This window comes from Pseudomonas sp. H3_D04 (genome assembly GCF_054669175.1).
Genome location: NZ_CP162801.1, coordinates 5,170,969 through 5,190,935, shown reverse-complemented (window position 1 = coordinate 5,190,935; position 19,967 = coordinate 5,170,969). Strand labels below are relative to the sequence as shown.

The 19,967-nt window shown below is 59.5% G+C and carries 18 protein-coding genes; 8 read left to right on the top strand and 10 right to left on the bottom strand.

Translation table 11 applies throughout. The annotated features are described in order from the left end of the window. Positions 1-85 precede the first annotated feature (85 nt). The 6 genes from AB4N91_RS23970 to AB4N91_RS23945 all read right to left on the bottom strand — a co-directional run bounded on the left by AB4N91_RS23970 (position 86) and on the right by AB4N91_RS23945 (position 4,070). Positions 86-658 carry a HupE/UreJ family protein gene (locus AB4N91_RS23970; protein WP_077748937.1) on the bottom strand — a complete coding sequence of 191 codons (573 nt, stop codon included), beginning with the start codon at positions 656-658 and terminating at the stop codon, positions 86-88. Between the two features lie 29 nt (positions 659-687). Then, positions 688-1,302 carry an urease accessory protein UreG gene (ureG, locus tag AB4N91_RS23965; protein WP_010464137.1) on the bottom strand — a complete coding sequence of 205 codons (615 nt, stop codon included), beginning with the start codon at positions 1,300-1,302 and terminating at the stop codon, positions 688-690. A 23-nt stretch (positions 1,303-1,325) separates the two neighbouring features. Then, a complete protein-coding gene (locus tag AB4N91_RS23960; RefSeq protein ID WP_154913198.1) occupies positions 1,326-2,000 on the bottom strand; it encodes an urease accessory protein UreF in 675 nt (224 codons plus the stop codon). Then, a complete protein-coding gene (gene ureE, locus AB4N91_RS23955) occupies positions 1,997-2,497 on the bottom strand; it encodes an urease accessory protein UreE (protein ID WP_154913200.1) in 501 nt (166 codons plus the stop codon). Before ureE ends, AB4N91_RS23960 begins: the two co-directional genes overlap by 4 nt. 268 nt (positions 2,498-2,765) lie before the next feature. After that, a complete protein-coding gene (locus AB4N91_RS23950) occupies positions 2,766-3,398 on the bottom strand; it encodes a TetR family transcriptional regulator (RefSeq protein ID WP_010464134.1) in 633 nt (210 codons plus the stop codon). A gap of 174 nt (positions 3,399-3,572) precedes the next feature. After that, positions 3,573-4,070 (bottom strand): hypothetical protein, encoded by a 498-nt coding sequence (locus AB4N91_RS23945; protein ID WP_077748940.1) that lies wholly within the window; start codon positions 4,068-4,070, stop codon positions 3,573-3,575. A gap of 386 nt (positions 4,071-4,456) precedes the next feature. Here AB4N91_RS23945 and AB4N91_RS23940 point away from each other — a divergent pair, with 386 nt between their 5' ends. Further along, positions 4,457-6,532 (top strand): AsmA family protein, encoded by a 2,076-nt coding sequence (locus tag AB4N91_RS23940; RefSeq protein ID WP_154913202.1) that lies wholly within the window; start codon positions 4,457-4,459, stop codon positions 6,530-6,532. Positions 6,533-6,634: 102 nt separating this feature from the next. On the opposite strand, the gene AB4N91_RS23935 is transcribed toward AB4N91_RS23940, so the two are convergent. Continuing rightward, entirely contained in the window at positions 6,635-7,165 is a 531-nt protein-coding gene (locus AB4N91_RS23935; protein ID WP_010464129.1) for a ferritin-like domain-containing protein, read from the bottom strand. A 127-nt stretch (positions 7,166-7,292) separates the two neighbouring features. Beyond that, a complete protein-coding gene (locus AB4N91_RS23930) occupies positions 7,293-8,195 on the bottom strand; it encodes a LysR substrate-binding domain-containing protein (RefSeq protein ID WP_077748943.1) in 903 nt (300 codons plus the stop codon). A gap of 117 nt (positions 8,196-8,312) precedes the next feature. On the opposite strand from AB4N91_RS23930, the gene AB4N91_RS23925 reads away from it, so the two are divergent. The 3 genes from AB4N91_RS23925 (at position 8,313) to AB4N91_RS23915 (ending at position 10,255) form a co-directional block, all read left to right on the top strand. Next, positions 8,313-8,951: an FMN-dependent NADH-azoreductase gene (locus AB4N91_RS23925; protein ID WP_154913204.1), complete on the top strand. Its 639-nt coding sequence runs from the start codon at positions 8,313-8,315 to the stop codon at positions 8,949-8,951. Beyond that, positions 8,951-9,256: a DMT family transporter gene (locus tag AB4N91_RS23920; RefSeq protein WP_007947555.1), complete on the top strand. Its 306-nt coding sequence runs from the start codon at positions 8,951-8,953 to the stop codon at positions 9,254-9,256. Before AB4N91_RS23925 ends, AB4N91_RS23920 begins: the two co-directional genes overlap by 1 nt. A 108-nt stretch (positions 9,257-9,364) precedes the next feature. Continuing rightward, positions 9,365-10,255 carry an esterase/lipase family protein gene (locus AB4N91_RS23915; protein ID WP_077748945.1) on the top strand — a complete coding sequence of 297 codons (891 nt, stop codon included), beginning with the start codon at positions 9,365-9,367 and terminating at the stop codon, positions 10,253-10,255. Between the two features lie 28 nt (positions 10,256-10,283). Here AB4N91_RS23915 and AB4N91_RS23910 read toward each other — a convergent pair whose 3' ends face one another. Next, positions 10,284-11,171: a DMT family transporter gene (locus AB4N91_RS23910; RefSeq protein ID WP_460111829.1), complete on the bottom strand. Its 888-nt coding sequence runs from the start codon at positions 11,169-11,171 to the stop codon at positions 10,284-10,286. A 97-nt stretch (positions 11,172-11,268) separates the two neighbouring features. Between AB4N91_RS23910 and AB4N91_RS23905 the strand changes: the two genes are divergently transcribed. The 4 genes from AB4N91_RS23905 to AB4N91_RS23890 all read left to right on the top strand — a co-directional run bounded on the left by AB4N91_RS23905 (position 11,269) and on the right by AB4N91_RS23890 (position 18,259). Further along, positions 11,269-12,051, top strand: a complete 783-nt coding sequence (locus AB4N91_RS23905; protein ID WP_191650647.1) for an AraC family transcriptional regulator — start codon at positions 11,269-11,271, stop codon at positions 12,049-12,051. A 148-nt stretch (positions 12,052-12,199) separates the two neighbouring features. After that, on the top strand, positions 12,200-16,600 hold the full coding sequence (locus AB4N91_RS23900) for a dermonecrotic toxin domain-containing protein (RefSeq protein WP_460111828.1): 4,401 nt from the start codon (positions 12,200-12,202) through the stop codon (positions 16,598-16,600). A gap of 98 nt (positions 16,601-16,698) precedes the next feature. Further along, positions 16,699-17,004, top strand: coding sequence for a PsiF family protein (locus AB4N91_RS23895; RefSeq protein ID WP_010464113.1), 306 nt, complete (start codon positions 16,699-16,701; stop codon positions 17,002-17,004). A 241-nt stretch (positions 17,005-17,245) separates the two neighbouring features. Then, positions 17,246-18,259 (top strand): AI-2E family transporter, encoded by a 1,014-nt coding sequence (locus tag AB4N91_RS23890; RefSeq protein ID WP_010464112.1) that lies wholly within the window; start codon positions 17,246-17,248, stop codon positions 18,257-18,259. 140 nt (positions 18,260-18,399) lie between these two features. Here the strand turns inward: AB4N91_RS23890 and AB4N91_RS23885 are convergent, their stop codons facing one another. Continuing rightward, a complete protein-coding gene (locus AB4N91_RS23885; protein WP_145310282.1) occupies positions 18,400-19,674 on the bottom strand; it encodes an Hsp70 family protein in 1,275 nt (424 codons plus the stop codon). Positions 19,675-19,967: the final 293 nt, after the last annotated feature.

Sequence of the window (19,967 nt, the reverse complement as noted above, 5' to 3'; positions counted from 1 at the left end):
TCAACCATAGAATCTCCCACAGGTGTACGCATTCCAATGTGGGAGCGAGCCTGCTCGCGAAGGGGCCATCACAGGCAATAAAAGATCAACCTGCGAGCAACCACGCACCAGTCGCCGCCGAAGCCGCACCGGCCAATCGAACCAACGGCGCCGCCGCTTGCGGCAACACGCGCACCACGGCATAACCCGCAGCATGCAACGCCGCCGTCGCCGCCACAAACCCTGCGGCATATGCCCAAGGGCTCGACATGTCCGGCAACTCCAGCCCATGGGCCACACCATGGAACAGCGCAAACAAAGCCGTCGCACCGACCGCCACGCTCAGCGGCGGACGCACGGCCAGGGCTACGGCCAGGCCCAGCGCCAGCACCGATGCCGCAATGCCGCCTTCCAGCGCCGGCAGGTTCAATCCTTCAAAACCCAGCAGTCCGCCAATCAGCATGGTGCCCACGAAGGTGCACGGCAGCGCCCAGCGCGCGGCGCCTTTCTGCTGCGCCGCCCACAAACCCACCGCCACCATCGCCAGCAAGTGATCAAGGCCGCCAATCGGGTGGCTGATGCCGGCGATCAAACCGTTGTCGCCATGACCCGGGTGCGCGAAGGCGATGGCCGGGGTCAGCAGCAGGGCCAGGGTGCCCAGGATGCGTTTCAGTGTCATGGATAAGCTTCCTTGTTGATAAGTCGTGATCAGGCTGCGGTCAGCAGGCCTTGGCGTTCGATGAAGGCGATGATTGCTTCCAGGCCCAAGCCGGTTTTCTGATTGCTGAAGACAAACGGCTTGCCGTTGCGCATGCGCGTGGTGTCGCTGTCCATCAGTTCCAGCGACGCGCCCACCAGCGGCGCGAGGTCGACCTTGTTGATCACCAGCAAGTCGGACTTGCAGATCCCCGGCCCGCCCTTGCGCGGCAGCTTGTCGCCCGCCGAGACGTCGATCACGTAAATGGTCAGGTCGGACAGTTCCGGGCTGAAGGTCGCCGACAGGTTATCGCCGCCGGACTCCACCAGAATCAGATCCAGCCCCGGAAAGCGGCGGTTCAGTTGATCCACCGCTTCGAGGTTGATCGAGGCGTCTTCGCGGATCGCCGTGTGCGGGCAGCCGCCGGTTTCCACGCCGATGATGCGCTCAGGGGCCAGGGCTTCGTTGCGCACCAGGAAATCGGCGTCTTCGCGGGTGTAGATGTCGTTGGTGACGACGGCCAGGTTGTAGCGGTCGCGCAGGGCCAGGCAGAGCGCCAGCGTCAGGGCGGTTTTACCGGAACCGACCGGTCCGCCGATGCCGACGCGCAGGGGTTGTGTGTTCATGTGATTCTCCAAGTAAAAAGGCCCTAGGAACGGAACAGACGGCTGTACTGGCGCTCATGGGCCATGCACGCCAGGGACAGGCCGAACGCGGCGCTGCCGTAGTGTTCGGGGTTGATTCGGGTGGCTTCCTGCTGGGCTTGTTGCAGCAGTGGCAGCAGTTCGCTGGTCAGGCGTTGCGCGGCTTGCTGGCCCAGGGGCAGGGTTTTCATCAGCACCGCCAATTGATTTTCCAGCCAGCTCCAGAGCCACGCCGCCAGCGCATCTTGCGGGCTGATCTGCCAGGCGCGAGCGGCAAGCGCCCAGCCGAGGGCCAAATGCGGCTCAGGGCGCTGCTGGAGAAAGGCGCGGGCCGGCGCATCGAGTTCCGGCAAGCCGTTGAGCAGTTGTTGCAATGAATAGCCCATCTGTCGGCTTTCCTGATGCAGCTCGCGGGTTTCCCGGCTGGCACGATGTTCTTCGCAGCGTTGCAGCAACTGGCCCCAGTTCTCATCAACGGCAGCGGTGCAATGGGCGAGCAGCAGCGGCGCTTCGAAGCGTGCCAGGTTCAGCAACAACTGATCGCTGATCCAGCGTCGCGCGCTGTCTGCATCGTTCACCCGGCCGTTATCCACCGCCATCTCCAGGCCTTGCGAATAGCTGTAGCCGCCAATCGGCAGTTGTGGACTGGCCAGGCGCAACAGCGCCCAGGCCGGGTTCATAACCGGACGCCGAACTGGTGCAATTTCGGCGGGTAGTTGAAGTCCTCGTCGCCGTGGCGGGAATGGTGATGGCCGCCCCCATAGGCGCCGTGTTCCGGCTGGAACGGTGCCTCGATGTTGTCGACGTTGGCCTCCAGCTGTTCGAGCATGGCCTTGAGTACGTAATCATCGAGCAGGCGCAACCAGCCATCACCGACTTGCAGGGCGACGTGGCGATTGCCCAGGTGATAGGCCGCGCGAGTCAGTTCGAACGCGTTGGCGCACGTAACATGCAGCAATTGTTCGGGGCGGGCGCAGATGCGGACGATGCGCCCATCTTCGGCTTGCAGGCACTCACCGTCATACAGTGGCGGCTGACCGCGCTCCAAAAACAAACCGACGTCCTCGCCTTCGGCACTGAAACAGCGCAAACGGCTTTTGCTCCGGGCCTCGAAAGTCAGGTGCAACTCGGCGGCCCAGACGGGTTGAGGGTCGATTCTGCGATGAATCACCAGCATCGGAAGGCTTCCAGCAATGGACGATGTTCAGGCTAGAGCAAGGGGCTTGCCAATCGGGCGATACGTAGGAAATACCTGTCGGAGCGTAGTGGGTGGCTCAGGCTGTTGCGGGATTTTGAACTGGAATGGTGCGGGGATTTTTCGGTGGCACCAAATTGATGCCTTGACTGGTTTTGTGGACGTGAGCCTGCTCGCGATAGCGTCGGCACAATCAACATTTGATGTGGCTGACATTCCGCTATCGCGAGCAGGCTCGCTCCTACAGGGTTTATTCAGTGCTGCCGAGGCCTTGCCAATGCTTGAGGCCGATGAAGATGAAGCGCAGTTGTTGAGTGATTTTTGCCTGTGGCGTCAGGTGCTCAGGCAGCGCCTCGGCCGGTGGATCGATAATGTCCGGCAAGGTCGCGAACACACTTTTGACGATCAGGTCCGCCATGACGCTGAGGCCGGCGATGTCCAGATGCTGCAATTTCGGCATCAAGGACAGGTCGGCCGCGAGGTCCGAGCTGATGTCTTCCCGCAGGCGACCAATGGCCTGGCGCACGGGCAGCGATCCGCCGTACTGCTCCCGGGCCAGAAACAGGAACTGTGAGCGATTGGCCGAGACCACGTCGAGAAAGATCCGAACCGAAGCGTCAATGATGCCGCCCATGACGAACTCGTTATGGCGCACCAGGCGAATGGTCTCGCGAAAGGTCTGGCCGACTTCGCTCACCAGTACCAGGCCCAGTTCGTCCATATCGGCGAAATGCCGGTAGAAACCGGTGGGCACGATGCCGGCGGTTTTCGCCACTTCGCGCAGGCTCAGGCTGCCGAATCCTCGACCACATTCCATCAGGTGACGGGCAGCGTCCATCAGGGCGTTGCGGGTTTGTTGTTTCTGTTCGGCGCGGGGCAGCATCGCAAGGGTGTTTTTCTGGACAGGGACAGCGGCGCACTCTAGCAAATCGGCTTCGCTGGCGTCGAACGACTATCGGGGGATCAAGCGGGGATGTACAACTTCCAATGAGGCAAAACCCTATAAAGTCAAAAGCCCAATCCAGGGATTGGGCTTTTTTTCAGGGCCGCCATGGGCTCAGCTCACAGCGCTGTTGCGTTCGATGACACGGTCACCACCACCTTCGGCGAGTGTTTGGCCTGGAGTGCGGTCGGAACCATCGGCAGCGAGTGTTTGACCTGGGGTGCGGTCGGAGCCATCGGCAGCCAGTGTTTGGCCTGGGGTGCGGTCGGAACCATCGGCAGCCAGTGTTTGGCCTGGAGTGCGATCGGAACCATCGGCAGCCAGTGTTTGGCCTGGAGTGCGGTCGGAACCATCAGCGGCGAGAACCTGGCCTTGTGGCGTTTTGTCATAACCGTCTTCAGTGATCAGGCCTTTTTCTTTCAAGCGATCATTGCCACCTTCGGCAAGGGTCTGGCCTTGTGGAGTGCGGTCGGAACCATCGGCAGCGACGGTTTGGCTGAACACCGAGCGGCTGTCTTTGACTTGTGGAGTGGCCTGGTCAGCAGCAGGCAGAGCGAAAGCGGTGCTGGCCAGCATTGAGAGGGTAAGGCTAAGCAGTAATTGGCGTTTCATGATGGGTTGCTCCTTGGGAGGGCGATAAAGTGGGTACGAGGGCAATGCTACTCTCGATAAGTCGATATAAAAGTTCATAAACGCAATGGTAATAATCAACGGAATTGATTGTTCTGCCGAAGCGCTCTAGAACGGGTGTCTCCGGCGATCGCTTTTGCACTGGAGTGGGTATTTTCGACCCACTGATGCCGCACAAAAGTGCGGGGGCGGTAACGCTGGATTCGGGGGCAGTCTCTCCCCGGTCGATTATTTGAGGATTAATCGATGTTTCGGTTAAACCTGCGGGCCGTTTTTCAGTCGTAGATTCCATGGCAGGCCGGTTCTGGCCTGTCGTCTCACACGTGCGTCGCAGTCAGGGCGCTCAGTCGTATCAGGAGCCCTGTGCAATGACGCGCACTCGTAAAATTGTTACCTGGACCTTCGCCAGCCTGATTATCTTGCTGGCGGTATTGGTTCTGATCATCGCGTTCTTCGATTGGAACCGGATCAAACCGCCCCTTAATGCCAAAGTTTCTGAAGAGCTGCATCGTCCGTTCGCCATTAATGGCAACCTCGCGGTGGTCTGGCAGCGCGAGCCCGACGAGGGCGGTTGGCGGGCCTGGGTGCCGTGGCCGCACGTGGTGGCCGAAGACCTGAGCCTGGGCAACCCGGACTGGTCGAAAAAACCACAGATGGTCACCCTCAAACGCGTCGAGCTGCGTATTTCACCCTTGGCATTGCTGGCGCAACGGGTGGTGATCCCGCGTATTGACCTGACCGAGCCGAATGCCGACCTTCAGCGCCTGGCCGATGGCCGTGCCAACTGGACGTTCCAGTTCGACCCCAAAGACCCGAACGCCGAGCCTTCGAGCTGGGTGGTGGACATCGGTGCCATCGGCTTCGACAAGGGCCACGTCACCCTCGACGACCAGAACCTCAAGACTCAGCTCGATGTGCTGATTGATCCGTTGGGCAAACCTATTCCGTTCAGCGATATCGTCGGCGACAAAGCCGCAAAAACCGCGCAGGAGAAAGGCGCGGCTCCCCAGGATTACGCGTTCGCGCTGAAGGTCAAAGGCCAATACCACAATCAGAAACTCGCGGGCGAAGGCAAGATCGGCGGGTTGCTGGCATTGCAGGATGCGGCCAGGCCGTTCCCGCTCCAGGCGCAAGTGAAGATCGCCGATACCAGTGTCGAACTGGCCGGAACGCTGACCGATCCGCTGAACCTCGGCGCCCTGGACCTGCGCCTGAAACTGGCCGGTAACAGCCTGGGCAATCTCTATCCGCTGACCGGTGTGACGCTGCCGGATACGCCGCCCTACGAGACCGACGGGCATTTGATCGCCAAACTGCATGAGCCGGGTGGTGCGGTGTTCCGCTATGAAGCATTCAACGGCAAGATCGGCGAGAGCGACATCCACGGCAGCCTGGCCTATGTCGCCAGCCAGCCGCGGCCGAAACTCAGTGGTTCGCTTGTTTCCAACCAACTGCTGTTCGCCGACCTGGCCCCGTTGATCGGTGCTGACTCCAACGCCAAGCAAAAGGCCCGTGGCGGCGAAAGCAAGCAGCCGACGGATAAGGTGTTGCCGGTCGAGGAGTTCAAGACCGAGCGCTGGCGTGACATGGACGCCGACGTCGAATTCACCGGCAAGCGCATCATCCACAGCGAAAAATTGCCGTTCAATGACCTCTATACGCACCTGGTGCTGACCGACGGTGTTCTCAGTCTGGAGCCTCTGCGTTTCGGCGTGGCGGGCGGCAACCTGGATGCGCAGATTCGCCTCAATGGCCGCACCGAGCCGTTGGAAGGCCGGGCCAAACTGACCGCGCGCAAGTTCAAGCTCAAGCAGCTGTTCCCGACCTTTGAACCGATGAAAACCAGTTTCGGCGAACTCAACGGTGATGCCGACATCACCGGCCGTGGCAACTCGGTGGCCAAGCTGCTGGGCAGCGCCAATGGCAACCTGAAAATGCTGATCAACGATGGCGCCATCAGCCGCGAGTTGATGGAGCTGGCCGGGCTCAACGTCGGCAACTATGTGGTGGGCAAGATCTTTGGCGACAAGGAAGTGAAGATCAATTGCGCGGCGGCCGACTTCGATATCAAGACCGGTTTGGCCACCACCCGACTGTTCGTCTTCGATACCGAGAACGCGATCATCTATATCGACGGCACGGCGAACATGGCGACGGAGCAGCTGGACCTGACGATCACCCCGGAATCCAAAGGCTGGCGGTTGATTTCGTTGCGCTCGCCGCTATACGTGCGGGGCAAGTTCATCAAGCCGGATGCGGGCGTGAAGGCGGTGCCGCTGATTTTGCGTGGCGCCGGGATGGTTGCATTGGGCGTGATTGCAGCGCCAGCGGCGGGGCTGTTGGCGTTGGTGGCACCGAGTGGGGGTGAGCCGAATCAGTGTGCGCCATTGTTGGAACAGATGAAGGCAGGCAAGGCGCCGGTGACCGTTAAACCAACGAAATAATGGGGTGTCAGTGTGGCTGCCTTCGCGGGCAAGCCTCGCTCCTTCAGGAGAATACTAAACCTGTAGGAGCGAGGCTCGCCCGCGAAGGCAATCTGAAAGGCGCTAAAGATCTTTCAGAATGTCAGCCATGTCATCCGCATGCTCTTCTTCCTGAGCCAGGATGTCTTCAAAGATGCGCCGGGTGGTCGGGTCTTTTTCGCCGATGTACTGAATGATCTCGCGGTAGCTGTCGATGGCAATCCGCTCGGCGACCAGGTCTTCGTAGACCATCTCTTTAAGGGAATTGCCCGCCACATATTGCGCGTGGGAGTTTTTCGACAGCAGGTCAGGGTTGAACTCCGGCTCGCCGCCCAGTTGCACGATGCGCTCGGCCAGTCGGTCGGCGTGCTCGGCTTCCTGGGTTGCGTGCTCGAGGAATTCGTCGGCCGCGACGTTGGCTTTCAAGCCGCTGGCCATGAAGTAGTGGCGCTTGTAGCGCAACACGCAGACCAGTTCCGTGGCCAGCGACTCGTTCAGCAGGCGCAATACTTCTTCACGGTCAGCGCTGTAGCTTTCGGTCACCGCGCCGTTCTCGACGTTCTTGCGGGCCCGTTCGCGAAGGGTGGTTACGTCAGACAAATGCATGTCACTCATCTCGTTCTCCTGGAGGCTAATCCGGTTTGCGTCACCTTCTGGGGAAGTGATCGCTACTTAAGGTGTGAGTGATGAGCGCGGCGAAAAGTTTTATGCCATTTGTCCATCGTAAAAGCGCCCGAAATGGTCACGCCAACCCATGCCCGGACAACAGCGCCTCCTCGCGCAGCCACGCAAAAAACGCCCGTACCGGCGGATGCCGTTCGCGTCCCGGCACACAGAGTGCGCTATAGCCGGCGCCATCCACCTGGACCTCGCCCCGGTAGGCGACCAGTAAACCGTTGGCCACGCTTTCCGACACCAGGATATTGCTCGCCAGCACCAGCCCCTGCCCGGCGATCGCGGCTTGCAGGGCGTAATGCTCTTCGTCGTATTCACGGACCGCCGGCTGCCCTGTCAGCCAACTTTCGCCGGACTGCGCGCACCAGGCCGCCCAGCCGTGGGCATAGAGTTTGGAGTTGTGCCAGCGCACGCTGATCAGCGTGGGTACCCGCTCAGCCGCCAGGGCCACCTGCCCGGGCGAGCCATAGACGCCGAACGATTCGTCGAACAGGCACAGCCCATAAAGGTTCGGGTAATCACCCAGGCTGTAGCGCACCACCAAATCGACGCTGGCGTCCTGATGCAGATCGATGACTTCGCAGTGGGTGTCCAGGCGCAGGTTGATGTTCGGATGGCGGGCGTAAAACCGACCCAGACGCGGCACCAGCCACAACGCCGCGAAGGCCGCCGTGGTGGAGATCGTCAGGCTCGCGCCGCTGCGTTGCGGGCGCAGGGTGTCGACGCTTTGCGCCACTTCCAGCAGCGCGCCGTGCAGGCTGCGGAACAACCGTTCGCCGCCGTCGGTGAGGCGCACCTGCCGTGGCAGCCGCTCGAACAGCGGCACGCCGAGCCAGTTCTCCAGCGAACGAATCTGGTGCGACACCGCTGTGGGCGTCACCGAAAGTTCTTCGGCGGCGGCCTTGAAACTCAGCAGGCGCGAGGCGGATTCGAAGGCGCGCAGGGCGGTGAGCGGCAACGAGGCAAACATTCAAATACTCCATGGATGAAATGGATTCATCCAGACTGATTTCTACTCAGTTGAAGAAGGGCGGCTGTGAGCTTCAATCTGCAAGCCACAGGCAGTTTAGCCCTTAAGGAGATTCAGATGAGCAAGATTCTTGCGATCCATGCCAGCCCCCGTGGCGAGCGTTCCCATTCCCGGCGTCTGGCGGAAGTGTTTCTTGGCGCTTGGCAAGCGCGACATCCTCAGTCGCAGCTGACTCGCCGGGAAATCGGTCGGGCATTGATACCGCCGGTTAACGAGGCTTTTGTGGCCGCGGCCTTTTACCCCGAGCCCCAAGCGCGTCCCTTGTCGATGCAGGCCGACCTGGCGTTCAGCGATGAGCTGGTCGGCGAGTTGCTCGGTCACGATTTGCTGGTGATTTCCACGCCGATGCACAACTTCAGCGTACCCAGCGGCCTCAAGGCCTGGATCGATCAGATTGTGCGGCTCGGGCTGACGTTCAATCACACCCTGGACAATGGCGTGGCGCAGTACGAGCCGTTGGTGCACGGCAAAAAAGCCCTGATCGTCACCAGTCGCGGCGGCTTCGGTTTCGGGCCGGGCGGCGAGCTGGAGGCGATGAACCATGCCGATCTGTTGCTGCGCACCGCGCTGGGGTTCATCGGCATCACCGACATCACCGTGGTGGCTGCCGAAGGCGAAGAGTCGGCTGAGCGCACGTTCGAGATTTCGCTGGCCGAAGCCGAGCAGCGCTTGCTGACGCTGGCCCGGGAGTTCTGATGGCCTGGCTGTTTCTGCTGATCGCCGCCGGGTTCGAAGTTACCTTCGCCATGGGCATGAAGTACGCCGAAGGCTTTACCCGGCTCTGGCCATCGCTGATCACGGTGGTGGCCGCCGTCGGCGGGATTTACTTCCTGACCCTGGCCATGCGCGAGTTGCCGGTAAGCATCGCCTACCCGATCTGGACCGCCATCGGTTCGCTGGGCACGGTGTTTCTCGGCTTTGCGCTGCTGGGTGAAAGCCTGACGGCGATCAAACTGGTGTCGGTGGGGCTGATCGTGGCAGGCGTGGTGGGGCTGAAGTAGGGTGGATGTCATAGACTGGTCGTCGAGTTGTCATCTTGGGTGACGATGCTTGGCTGACGTCTTGCATCGCGCCTTGCTTCATCTCATCGATCACAAGGATGTCCGTCCATGTCGCAAGGTTCTGCCACGCGTTATCCGTTGGTGCTGGTCCCGGGAATGCTCGGGTTTATCCGTCTGGTGCTGTATCCGTACTGGTACGGGATCATTTCGGCGTTGCGCCGGGGTGGGGCGACGGTGTTTGCGGTGCAGGTCTCGCCGCTCAATTCCAGCGAGGTGCGCGGCGAGCAGTTGCTGGCGCGGATCGAGGAGATTCTGCGGGAAACCGGGGCCGAGAAGGTCAACCTGATCGGCCACAGCCAAGGCTCGCTCACAGCCCGTTACGCGGCCGCCAAACGTCCGGATCGCGTGGCGTCCGTCACGTCGGTCGCAGGGCCGAATCATGGCTCGGAGCTGGCGGATTATCTGGAAAAGCATTACCCGGCCGACACGTTCAAAGGACGGGTTCTCAGCGTGTTGTTGCGCTGGATCGGCGCGTTGATGAGCCTGCTGGAAACCGGCTATCGCGGGCCGAAGTTGCCTGTGGATATCCCGGCTTCGCACCATTCGCTGACCACTCAAGGCGTGGCGCTGTTCAATCAGCGTTATCCGCAGGGCCTGCCTGAAACCTGGGGCGGGCACGGGCCGGAAGAGGTCAACGGCGTGCGCTATTACTCCTGGTCCGGGACGTTGCAACCGGGCAAGACGGACCGCGGCGGTAACCGGTTCGACGGCACGAACCGCAGTTGCCGGCTGTTTGCCAGAACCTTTGTGCGCGAAACCGGGCATTGCGACGGGATGGTCGGGCGTTACAGCTCGCACTTGGGGACGGTGATTGGCGATGAGTATCCGATGGATCACTTCGACATCGTCAATCAGTCGCTGGGGCTGGTGGGGAAAGGGGCGGATCCGGTGCGGTTGTTTGTCGAGCATGCGGCCCGATTGAAAGCGGCTGGCGTGTAAACGTCAGTTGGACCGCGAAGGCGTCGGGTCAGGCAACGCTGACCTTACGGCCCAACACGGTAGTCCAGCGCTCCGAAAGCACCACCCCACCCAGCGTCAACACCCCACCCACCAGGTGATACATCGCCAACTGTTCATTCAGTACCACCGCCGCAATCAACGCCGTAATCAACGGCAGCAAATTGAAAAACAGCGTGGTCCGGCTCGGTCCCAGGCGCACCACGGCCTGCATCCACGCCAATGGCGCCAGCATCGAAGCCAGCAAGCAGGCATAAAGCACCAGCGGAATATTCTGCAAGGTCGGTCCGACCTTCGGTGAAGCGATAAACAGCGGAAACAGCACCACCACCGCCACCAGCACCTGCAAATACAACAGCACCAGTGGCGGCAAGCGCAGCTGCCATTTTTTCAGCAGCGTGCTGTAGATCGCGTAGGCCAGCGTGGCGATCAGCATCATCGCGTCGCCCAGGTTCACGCCGTGCTCAAGCAGTGCGCCGAGGCTGCCGGACGACACCACCACCAACACGCCGGCGAACGACAACACCGCGCCGGCCAATGCGCCCGCAGTCAGGCGCTGACCGAGGCTGACAATTGCCATGGCCAGCGACATCAAGGGCATCAGCGACAAGATGATCCCCATGTTGGTAGCTGTAGTCAGCGTTGCGGCGAAGTACGCCAGGCTCTGATAGACGGCCATGCCGAGCACGCCAAGGATGAAAATCTTGCCCAGGTTCGGGCGAATCTGCGGCCAATGCGCGATCACCGGTTTGAGCATGAACGGCGTGAACAGAATCCCGGCCAGCAGCCAGCGATAGAAGCCGATTTCCGCGGGGAAGATCGCGCCGACCGCCAGTTTGTTGATCACGGTGTTGCCGGCCCAAATGAAAATGGCCAGCAGGGGATAAGCGTATTGCATCAGAAAAACCATCAACGTTAGTGAGGAGCGATTATCCGCCTGTCTGGATGCAAGCCTATACTTCAATCCAGACAACCTGCCCTTGATGACGGACAGCATGACCAGTAAACACATCGACCTGCTCGACTTCGCAGAATTGCCGTCCCCGGTCTATTTCCGTTATGCCGACTTCGACACCCATGAATATGCCTCGACCCACCGTCACCCGTGGGGCACCCTCGAGTATTCGGCCAACGGTGTGTTGCACATGGAAATTGGCAGCAGCCGCTTCATGTCGCCGCCGCAATACGCGGTGTGGGTGCCGCCACAGGCCGAGCACAGTTTCTACAGCAATCAACCGATCAACTATCGCGCGGTCTGCCTGGCGCCGGTGTTGTGCACCGCGTTGCCACAACAAGCGTGCACGCTGGCAATCAGCGACATTCTCAAGGCGATCCTCAAGGACTTCGCCGCCCGCGACGTGAAAATTCCCGACCACGATGCGGACAAACGTCTGGCGCAGGTGTTGGTGGACCAGTTGCAACTGGCACCCATCCAGGAGTGTTATTTGCCTTACGCCAGCAGCTCGGGATTGCTCGTAATACTTGAAGCCCTGCAAGCCGAGCCCGGGGACAATCGGCCATTGGCGCACTGGGCCGCGCAGATCCATGTCAGCGAACGCACCTTGGCGCGGCAGTTTGTCCGTGAGCTGGGCATGAGTTTCGGCGAGTGGCGGCAACGCTTGCGTTTCCTCGCGGCGATCGAAGCGCTGGACAGTCAACGCAGCATTCAAAACATTGCCTTCGACATGGGTTACAGCACCGGTTCGGCATTTATTGCGATGTTTCAACGTCAGGCCGGGTGTACGCCTGAGCAATATCGTCGGCAACGAATTATCTGAGATAAAGAAGTCAGTGGATGTTAGAAGTTTTAAGTGGTGAAGTTTCTTACAGGCTAATCGGAATTGAACTTCATTTGATTGAGTGATTAACGTTGTACGCTAGTTGCATAAGCCGTTTCTGTTCAGCAAACTTATGCAGAGTATCAATGTGACCACTTCAATCCGGATCGATGAAATATCAGCAACCGCAATACAACAAAAAAGCATACATCACGAACTTATAAAAAATGCTATCCCGGAATGGATGCGCCAAACTTCACCCCACAGAATCAGCGCGTTAAAAACCGTGATAGCCCCACTTCCGGAATGGATTAGCACCGCTTCACCGATGCAGCTCGCAGCCCTGCAGCGCGCCTCGGAGGAAAGCTGGCGGGCACAAAACGATGTCGACCAGATGCTGAGCGAGGCGCAAGATGTCTACGCCTTTGCTGAACCGCTGCTTCGTCAGGCGCTGAAAGATCAATACGGTGTAGACGTCGATGTAAAGGAAACTTTCTTGCAGTTGTTTTCTCCGCCCCATTTATCCCCTTGGGCCAACAATTTCAATAACGGCGTGGAATCGCGCATTGTTTCTCTGCTGGATGCGGCATTACATAATTTTTCAGATAAAGAAGTATTAACCTCTGATTCGCAGTTTATTACCCGGCCGGACAAATCGAATCGATTCGATATAACCGGTGTTCGTAACAATATGAGTGTCGACCAATTCAAGACGCTTTGCCGCACTCTGGATATCGGCGCTCACTATAAAGCCCATCTTGAAGGCTATGTGCGCCCTGTCGACGGGCTGGTGCGTAGTGTGGTGCAGCAAACAGTCATAAAAAGCCAAAAGGCTGCGTTAAAAGCAGCCCTGTATCTGGCCAGCCTTAAAAATGACATCTCGGCCAGTGGCTACCTGGCCGTACAAAGCCTGCTCAAGGATATTAAAGCGTGGAAGATGGATGGCCTTCCCGTTCATTACTATCAGCTGAAAATTCTCGATGTCCAGTTGAGAGGCATCGTGCTGATCGCCCCTGATCTGCATATCCACGACAGCGCCGCCCGGCGAGTCATTGTCTATGTGCCACATGACCCGGAGCATCCACTGAAAGAGTACGCCTCGAAGGCCGAGTTCGCCCGTGAGCTCACTCGCCAATTGCGGGATGCCCCAAGGAATTCCACAAACAGTTATCAGCAGTTCTTCAGCCGTTTTGTCGACCATCAACAACGGGGGCGCTTCTTCTCGGCACTCAATGCCGCGCTGGTGGAAATAACCCAACACGACAAAATTCCGGGCGTCGATCAGCCGGTATGGCGCGAAACGCCCATCGAGAATCCGCGCCTGCACTTTGAGCACGTTCGGTTCGAGAACGACATCCATACCTTTTTTACGGGCGACCCTTGGCTTTATCTCTACCAGCAACAGCAAAACAAAATCCTGAACGACGCCCGGGAGATGGTCATCTCGACGCAAGATGCCGATCGTATGGAGCGCTGGGCGTGGTTCGACAACCTGGAAAAAATGCTTTCCGACGTCTTCAATGCCGCGTTAATGGTGGTGGGGCCTTTCATACCCTTTGTGGGCGAGGTAATGATGGGTTACATGGTTTATCAGTTGGTCAGCGAGGTCGTCGAAGGCATTGTGGATCTGGCTGAAGGTCTCTATCTGGAAGGGGCCGAGCACATCATTGGGTTTGTCGAAAGCCTGGTCCAGTTGGTGGCCTTCGCCGGCGGCATGAAAATCGGCAGTGAGGTGGTACTGCCCAAGTTGTCATCGTTCATCGAGTCGACAACACCGGTCACGCTCGCCAACGGCGCCAAACGCCTGTGGAGCCGCGACCTTGAGCCCTATCAAAAACAAAACCTGACCCTGACTGCGGATTCAAAGCCTGATGAAACCTGGCTGCACCGGCATGAGGGCAAGCCGATTCTCAAGCTGGACACCCGGCACTTCGAACTGACGAAAGATCCACAGAACGGCAAACACAGGGTTAAACATCCGACCCGCTCCGACGCCTATCAACCCGTGGTGGAGAGCAACGGCGAAGGTGCCTTCGTAATTGAAGGCGAGCAACCCCATAGGTGGGATGACTCGACCTTGATGGCGCGACTCGGCCCGGACATGGGTGAGCTGGCCGACGCCTACGGCGACATCCGCACGGTCAGCCAGACCGATGCCAGCGCGATCCGCCAAATGTATGCCGACAATGAGCGGCCATCGCCGTTGCTCAGCGATACCGTGACCCGGTTTCGTATCGACCGTGACATTCAGACCTTCATCGAGCAGATGGGCAGCGAGCGTGCGCAAGATTACTCAAGCGCCGATCCCGAGATGCAATTTCAGCTGCTCGATGGTCTGTGGCCCGGCAATGCGATTGAGCTGGTAGACGCCAGGGGCGAAGTGCTTCGGGTCATCGGTCGCGCGGGCGGGCCGGGTGTCCAGATAAACAGCAATCGTCTGGCTGACGTCGATCTGCTCAAGACGCTGTTATCGCACCTGGATGAAGCACAACTGAACACCTTGTTGGACGTCGAGTTTCATATCACGCCCAGCACGCTGGAGCTGAACGCCAAAAATCTGCGGGCCGAGTTGGCGAAACGGGCCAGGAGCAAGCGCACGTCGCTGTTCAACGCACGTTATCGTCGTGTCGAAGCTGCCACGAGTGACAGCGCCAAAACGATCCAGGCCCAAGTGCCGGGCCTGCCTGGCACTGTCGCCCGGGAGTTGCTGTCCATCGCCACGCCCTCCGAAGTCCAGGCGATTGAGCGCGGGCAGTTGCCCGCAAGGCTGGAAAACCTCGCGCGTTGGGCGCTGCGAGACGTGCGCATGAGTCGTGCTTATGAAGGTTTTTACCTCGACTCGGTCGACAGTCCCGACATGGACCGGCTGGCGCTGCACTCCCTTGAGCATCTTCGCGGCTGGAATCCCGATGTGCACATTGAGGTCCGACGGTTCGAGTACGACGGAACCCTGCTCGACAGTATCGGCCAGGACGACGCAGGGATTCGCCGTACGCTCGTCGAGCTTCATGACTCGACATTCGTCGCTTATGACGAAGACGCAAATGCCCTGCATTCGGGCATGGATCTGTTTTCCGCTATTTTGCAGGCGTTGCCGGACGCCGAGCGTAACGCGCTGAACATCTATATCGGCCAGGGGGCCAAACTGAAGCTGGCCCTGCGCGACAACGCATTGCAGCCCTATCAGTTGCTGAAGGTGCTGGACGGTCTGCCGGTTCTTGATCCGCTCACTTACGATCCTCAATTGATGCGCCTGCGTGGTGGCTCGCCGGGCGCGGGCGGCGAACGTGCAGTCCTGGAAGACATCGGCGGCCAATACAGCGACCTGGTCACGGTAGCGTTCCATCCTTCTGTTTCGGCATTCAAGCGATTCGATTATCTGCGCGGCCTGAAACTGATTCACGACAGCCTTCCACAGGATTATCTTTTCGACCTTTTCGAGGCGCTGAACGCAGCCAATGCGACCGGAGAGGCCGGGCCAGGCCTGCGGATCGTCCAAAGTATCGAGGCGTTGCCTGATCTGCAGAAGCTGATGCTGCCAGAGCAGTTCAACGCGTTGACCGGGCGCCTGTTTACCAAAGAGGGCCTGGTGCCGCTCACTGAACTGGAACGAAACCTGGGGTTGAATGCGCGCAATCTGGAACAGACCGGGCGGGTCAATGCTTACCAGGCGCTGTTACATTCAGTCCGGGAGAACGGTGTAACGCCAAGTCCGGAGCTGGCTGATTTAAGCAGCTATGGGGAGTGGTTTTCCCAGGCCGTGGTCGAGACCGAAGGGCCGGTTCAGGTATCGCCTCAAACCATGGCCAACTTGAAAATGGCGCAGGACGCGATCTATCGAGCCAAGGAGCTCCTGCCGTTATCGGGGAATCAGTTGCCAAGCATGTGGGAAAACGGCGGTTCGGCGATTGCCAAAATCAAAGGCCTGCGAGGGATGGACCTTGAGGAGGGCGGGTTCTCCGCAAAACTGACCACCGCTGAGGCCGCTCGCAAAGCCATTGATATCAAGGGCGGGAATTGTTCGGAGAACTCGAAGGTCACGTTTTCGATTCTCGCCAGCCAGCCCCGGACGTCCAGCATTCACATTGTCAGGGCCACCCGTTTTGATCATCAATATGTAGTGATAGGAGATGATCTGAGCAATCTTGATGCTCTGGTCGTCGCTGACTCGTGGCCGGAATTTCCCGCAGCGCACTTGGCCAGCAATGCACACTTCAATTTCGAAATGCCGCCGGTGACCACACTGACCCCCGGGCCGGCCGTGGCCGAGTACGCCTTTATCAATGAAGCCGCGCCAGGGCCGGCGGTATTGCCTGCGGTTTCCGAGGCGAACACGTTCCGGCAGATAAAAATCAACAAGCTCTATGAGGAGGGTGCGGCATATGCCCAATGGACGTCGTTGCGTGAGCTTGGACAGACTTATGCGGTCGAGGGGGGCACGCCGGTCTTGTTCGAGCGGATGCCCGCGTCGGTCATTGATAACCGGGTTGATGCTTATCAGCGATACCGGGAAGCCTTTAAAGATCTTCTGGAATCGGAGGTTGATTGAGGGCCATCGGTTGCGTCGGTGGATGAATGTGTAACAGGGGTTGTCTACACTCCAGATTGAGGCCGCACCCCTCGGTGCGGCAACAAGGAGAAAACTCCATGATGATGTTGCGTGTCCCTTTGTTGATGATCGGTTTGCTGCTTAGTGCCCAGGGCTTCGCCGCCACTGAGCAGCAGAACAAGATGACCACCTGCAACGCTGACGCTACCGCGAAAGGCCTCAAGGGCGACGAGCGCAAAGCCTTCATGAGCACCTGCCTCAAGGCGGCACCGGCCGCCAATGACGCCAAGACCTTGACCCCTCAGCAAGAGAAAATGAAAACCTGCAACGCCGATGCGGCGACCAAAGCGCTTAAGGGTGATGAGCGCAAAGCATTCATGAGTGATTGCCTGAAGAAAAAATAAATAACTGAGTCATAACGGGCGGCAGATTGTGGTGGCTGTGAGGGCCCCTTTGCGAGCAAGCCCGCTCCCACAATGGAACTGTGTTCGCAGGACTGGGAGCGAGCCTGCTCGCGAAGGGGCCAGCATGGCCGCTATAAAAAATCGCCCACGCCCCACTAAGGTCGCCCTACACAATCCCTAGTGCTGGCCTGCGAACGCTGGCAGACTGCCAATCCTTTTACGTCGTTCGTTTTGAGGCTGTATGCCAACGTTTTCTCAACGCCACGTTTTGCTGCTGATCAGTTGGGTCATCATCTTTGGTGGTTTGCTGCTGGTGATCCCGCTGCGACTGCTGCCTAGCCTGCTGGCCGGGTTGCTGGTGTTCGAACTGGTCAACATGCTCACCCCGCAGTTGCAGCGGCTGATCGAAGGTCGACGCGCGCGCTGGCTGGCGGTGGCGTTGCTGGGGACGTTAGTGGTCAGCGTGTTGACCCTGATTTTTGCCGGCGCCATCAGCTTTTTGCTGCACGAGGCGGAAAACCCGGGCGCATCGCTCGACAAATTCATGCACGTGGTTGACCGCGCGCGCGGGCAGCTGCCGCCGTTCATCGACGCCTATCTGCCCGCCAGTGCCGCGGAATTTCGCGTGGCCATCGGCGAGTGGATGAGCAAGCACCTGAGCGACTTGCAACTGGTCGGCAAGGACGCGGCGCACATGTTTGTGACGCTGCTGATCGGCATGGTGCTCGGGGCGATCATCGCCTTGCAGCGCATACCGGACGTGACCAAGCGCAAGCCGCTGGCTGCCGCGTTGTTCGACCGCCTGCACCTGCTGGTCCAGGCGTTTCGCAATATCGTCTTCGCCCAGATCAAGATTTCCCTGCTCAACACCTTCTTTACCGGGATCTTCCTGGCGGTGATCCTGCCGATGTTCGGCGTCCAGCTGCCGCTGACCAAAACCCTGATCGTGCTGACCTTCCTGCTCGGTCTGTTACCGGTGATCGGCAACCTGATGTCGAACACGCTGATCACCATCGTCGGCTTGTCGCTGTCGATCTGGGTCGCCATGGCGGCGCTGGGTTATCTGATTTTTATCCACAAGCTCGAATACTTCCTCAACGCGCGCATTGTCGGCGGGCAGATCAGTGCCAAGTCGTGGGAGTTGCTGCTGGCAATGCTGGTGTTCGAGGCCGCGTTCGGCCTGCCAGGGGTGGTGGCGGGGCCGATTTATTACGCGTACCTGAAGAGTGAGTTGAAGCAGGTGGGGATGGTGTAACCACCCCATAATCGTTCTCACGCTCTGCGTGGGAATGCCGCCATGGACGCTCTGCGTCCGTTGATGAGGCTGTGACGCGGAGCGTCACGGGATGCATTCCCACGCAGAGCGTGGTAACGATCACTACCTCGGGTTGCGAATCAGTCCATCGTGCCGTAACGCTTCATCGCCTCGATCGCCAACCCGCTGCCGATGCTGCCGAAGATGTTCCCTTCCACATGCCGCGCATTCGGCAACATCGCCGACACGCTGTTGCGCAGCGCCGGAATGCCGCTCGAACCGCCCGTGAAGAACACCGTGTCGACCTGATCGACCCGCACGTTGGCGTCGTTCAGCAGTTGGGTCACGCTGTTGCGCACGCGCTCCAGCAGGTTGTCGATGGCCGACTCGAACAGCGCGCGACTCAGCTCAACGCTCAAGCCCGGCTCGATGCGGTCCAGCGGCACATGGCGGCTGTCGGCGTGGGTCAGCTGGATCTTGGTTTCTTCCACTTCCATGGCCAGCCAGTGTCCGGCGCGCTGGTCGATCAACTTGAACAGGCGATCGATACCGCCGGTGTCTTCGATGTCGTAGCGCATGCTGCCCAGGGCCAGGGTCGACTTCTGCGAGTACACCGAGTTGATGGTGTGCCAGGTCGCCAGGTTCATGTGGTGGCTGGTGGGCATGTAGGCGCCACTCTTCATGCGGCTGCCGTAGCCGAACAACGGCATCAGGCCCTGCAGGCTCAACTGCTTGTCGAAGTCGGTCCCGCCGATGTGCACGCCGCCGGTGGCGAGGATGTCGTCGTGACGGTTGTCGTGGGTGCGGCGCTCCGGGGACAGGCGCACCAGCGAGAAGTCGGAGGTACCACCGCCGATGTCGACGATCAGTACCAGCTCTTCCTTTTCGATGGTGGACTCGTAGTCGAATGCCGCCGCAATCGGTTCGTACTGGAACGACACATCCTTGAAGCCGATGGCGCGCGCCACGTCCACCAGGGTGTTCTCGGCTTCCTGGTCGGCCATTTCGTCGTCATCGACGAAGAACACCGGGCGGCCCAGCACCACTTCCTCGAATTCCCGACCGGCGGCCGTCTCGGCGCGCTTCTTCAACTGGCCGATAAACAGCCCGAGCAGGTCCTTGAACGGCATCGCCGTGCCGAGGACGCTGGTGTCGTGCTTGATCAGCTTGGAGCCCAGCAGGCTCTTGAGCGAGCGCATCAGCCGGCCTTCGTAGCCTTCCAGGTACTCGTGCAGCGCCAGCCGACCGTACACCGGGCGGCGTTCTTCCATGTTGAAGAACACCACCGACGGCAGGGTGATCTTGTCGTCCTCCAGCGCGATCAGCGTTTCCATGCCGGGGCGCAGCCAGCCGACGGTGGAGTTGGACGTGCCGAAGTCGATACCACAGGCACGGGCTGGAGATGCGTTTTTCATGACTTTCAGGTTCCGGTTAAAAAACGGCCGCGCAGTGTATGTCAGTGCGGCGCAGATTCGAAGGCCGACTATCCGCTAAATACACCAATGGCGCCTTGATAAGATGGCCGGATGCCCCAAACTTGTCTGCATTGAGCCTGGCAGCCATCGGACGGTCGCAAGAACCGCCCACTGCTGCCGATAAACTTCTGACGCGCTACCCGGTCACAAACTTGAGATCGGTCAACCCGGCGCCTGGAAATACGCGCAGACTACGGTGACGGCGCGATATCGATAACGGATGGTGATCCTTA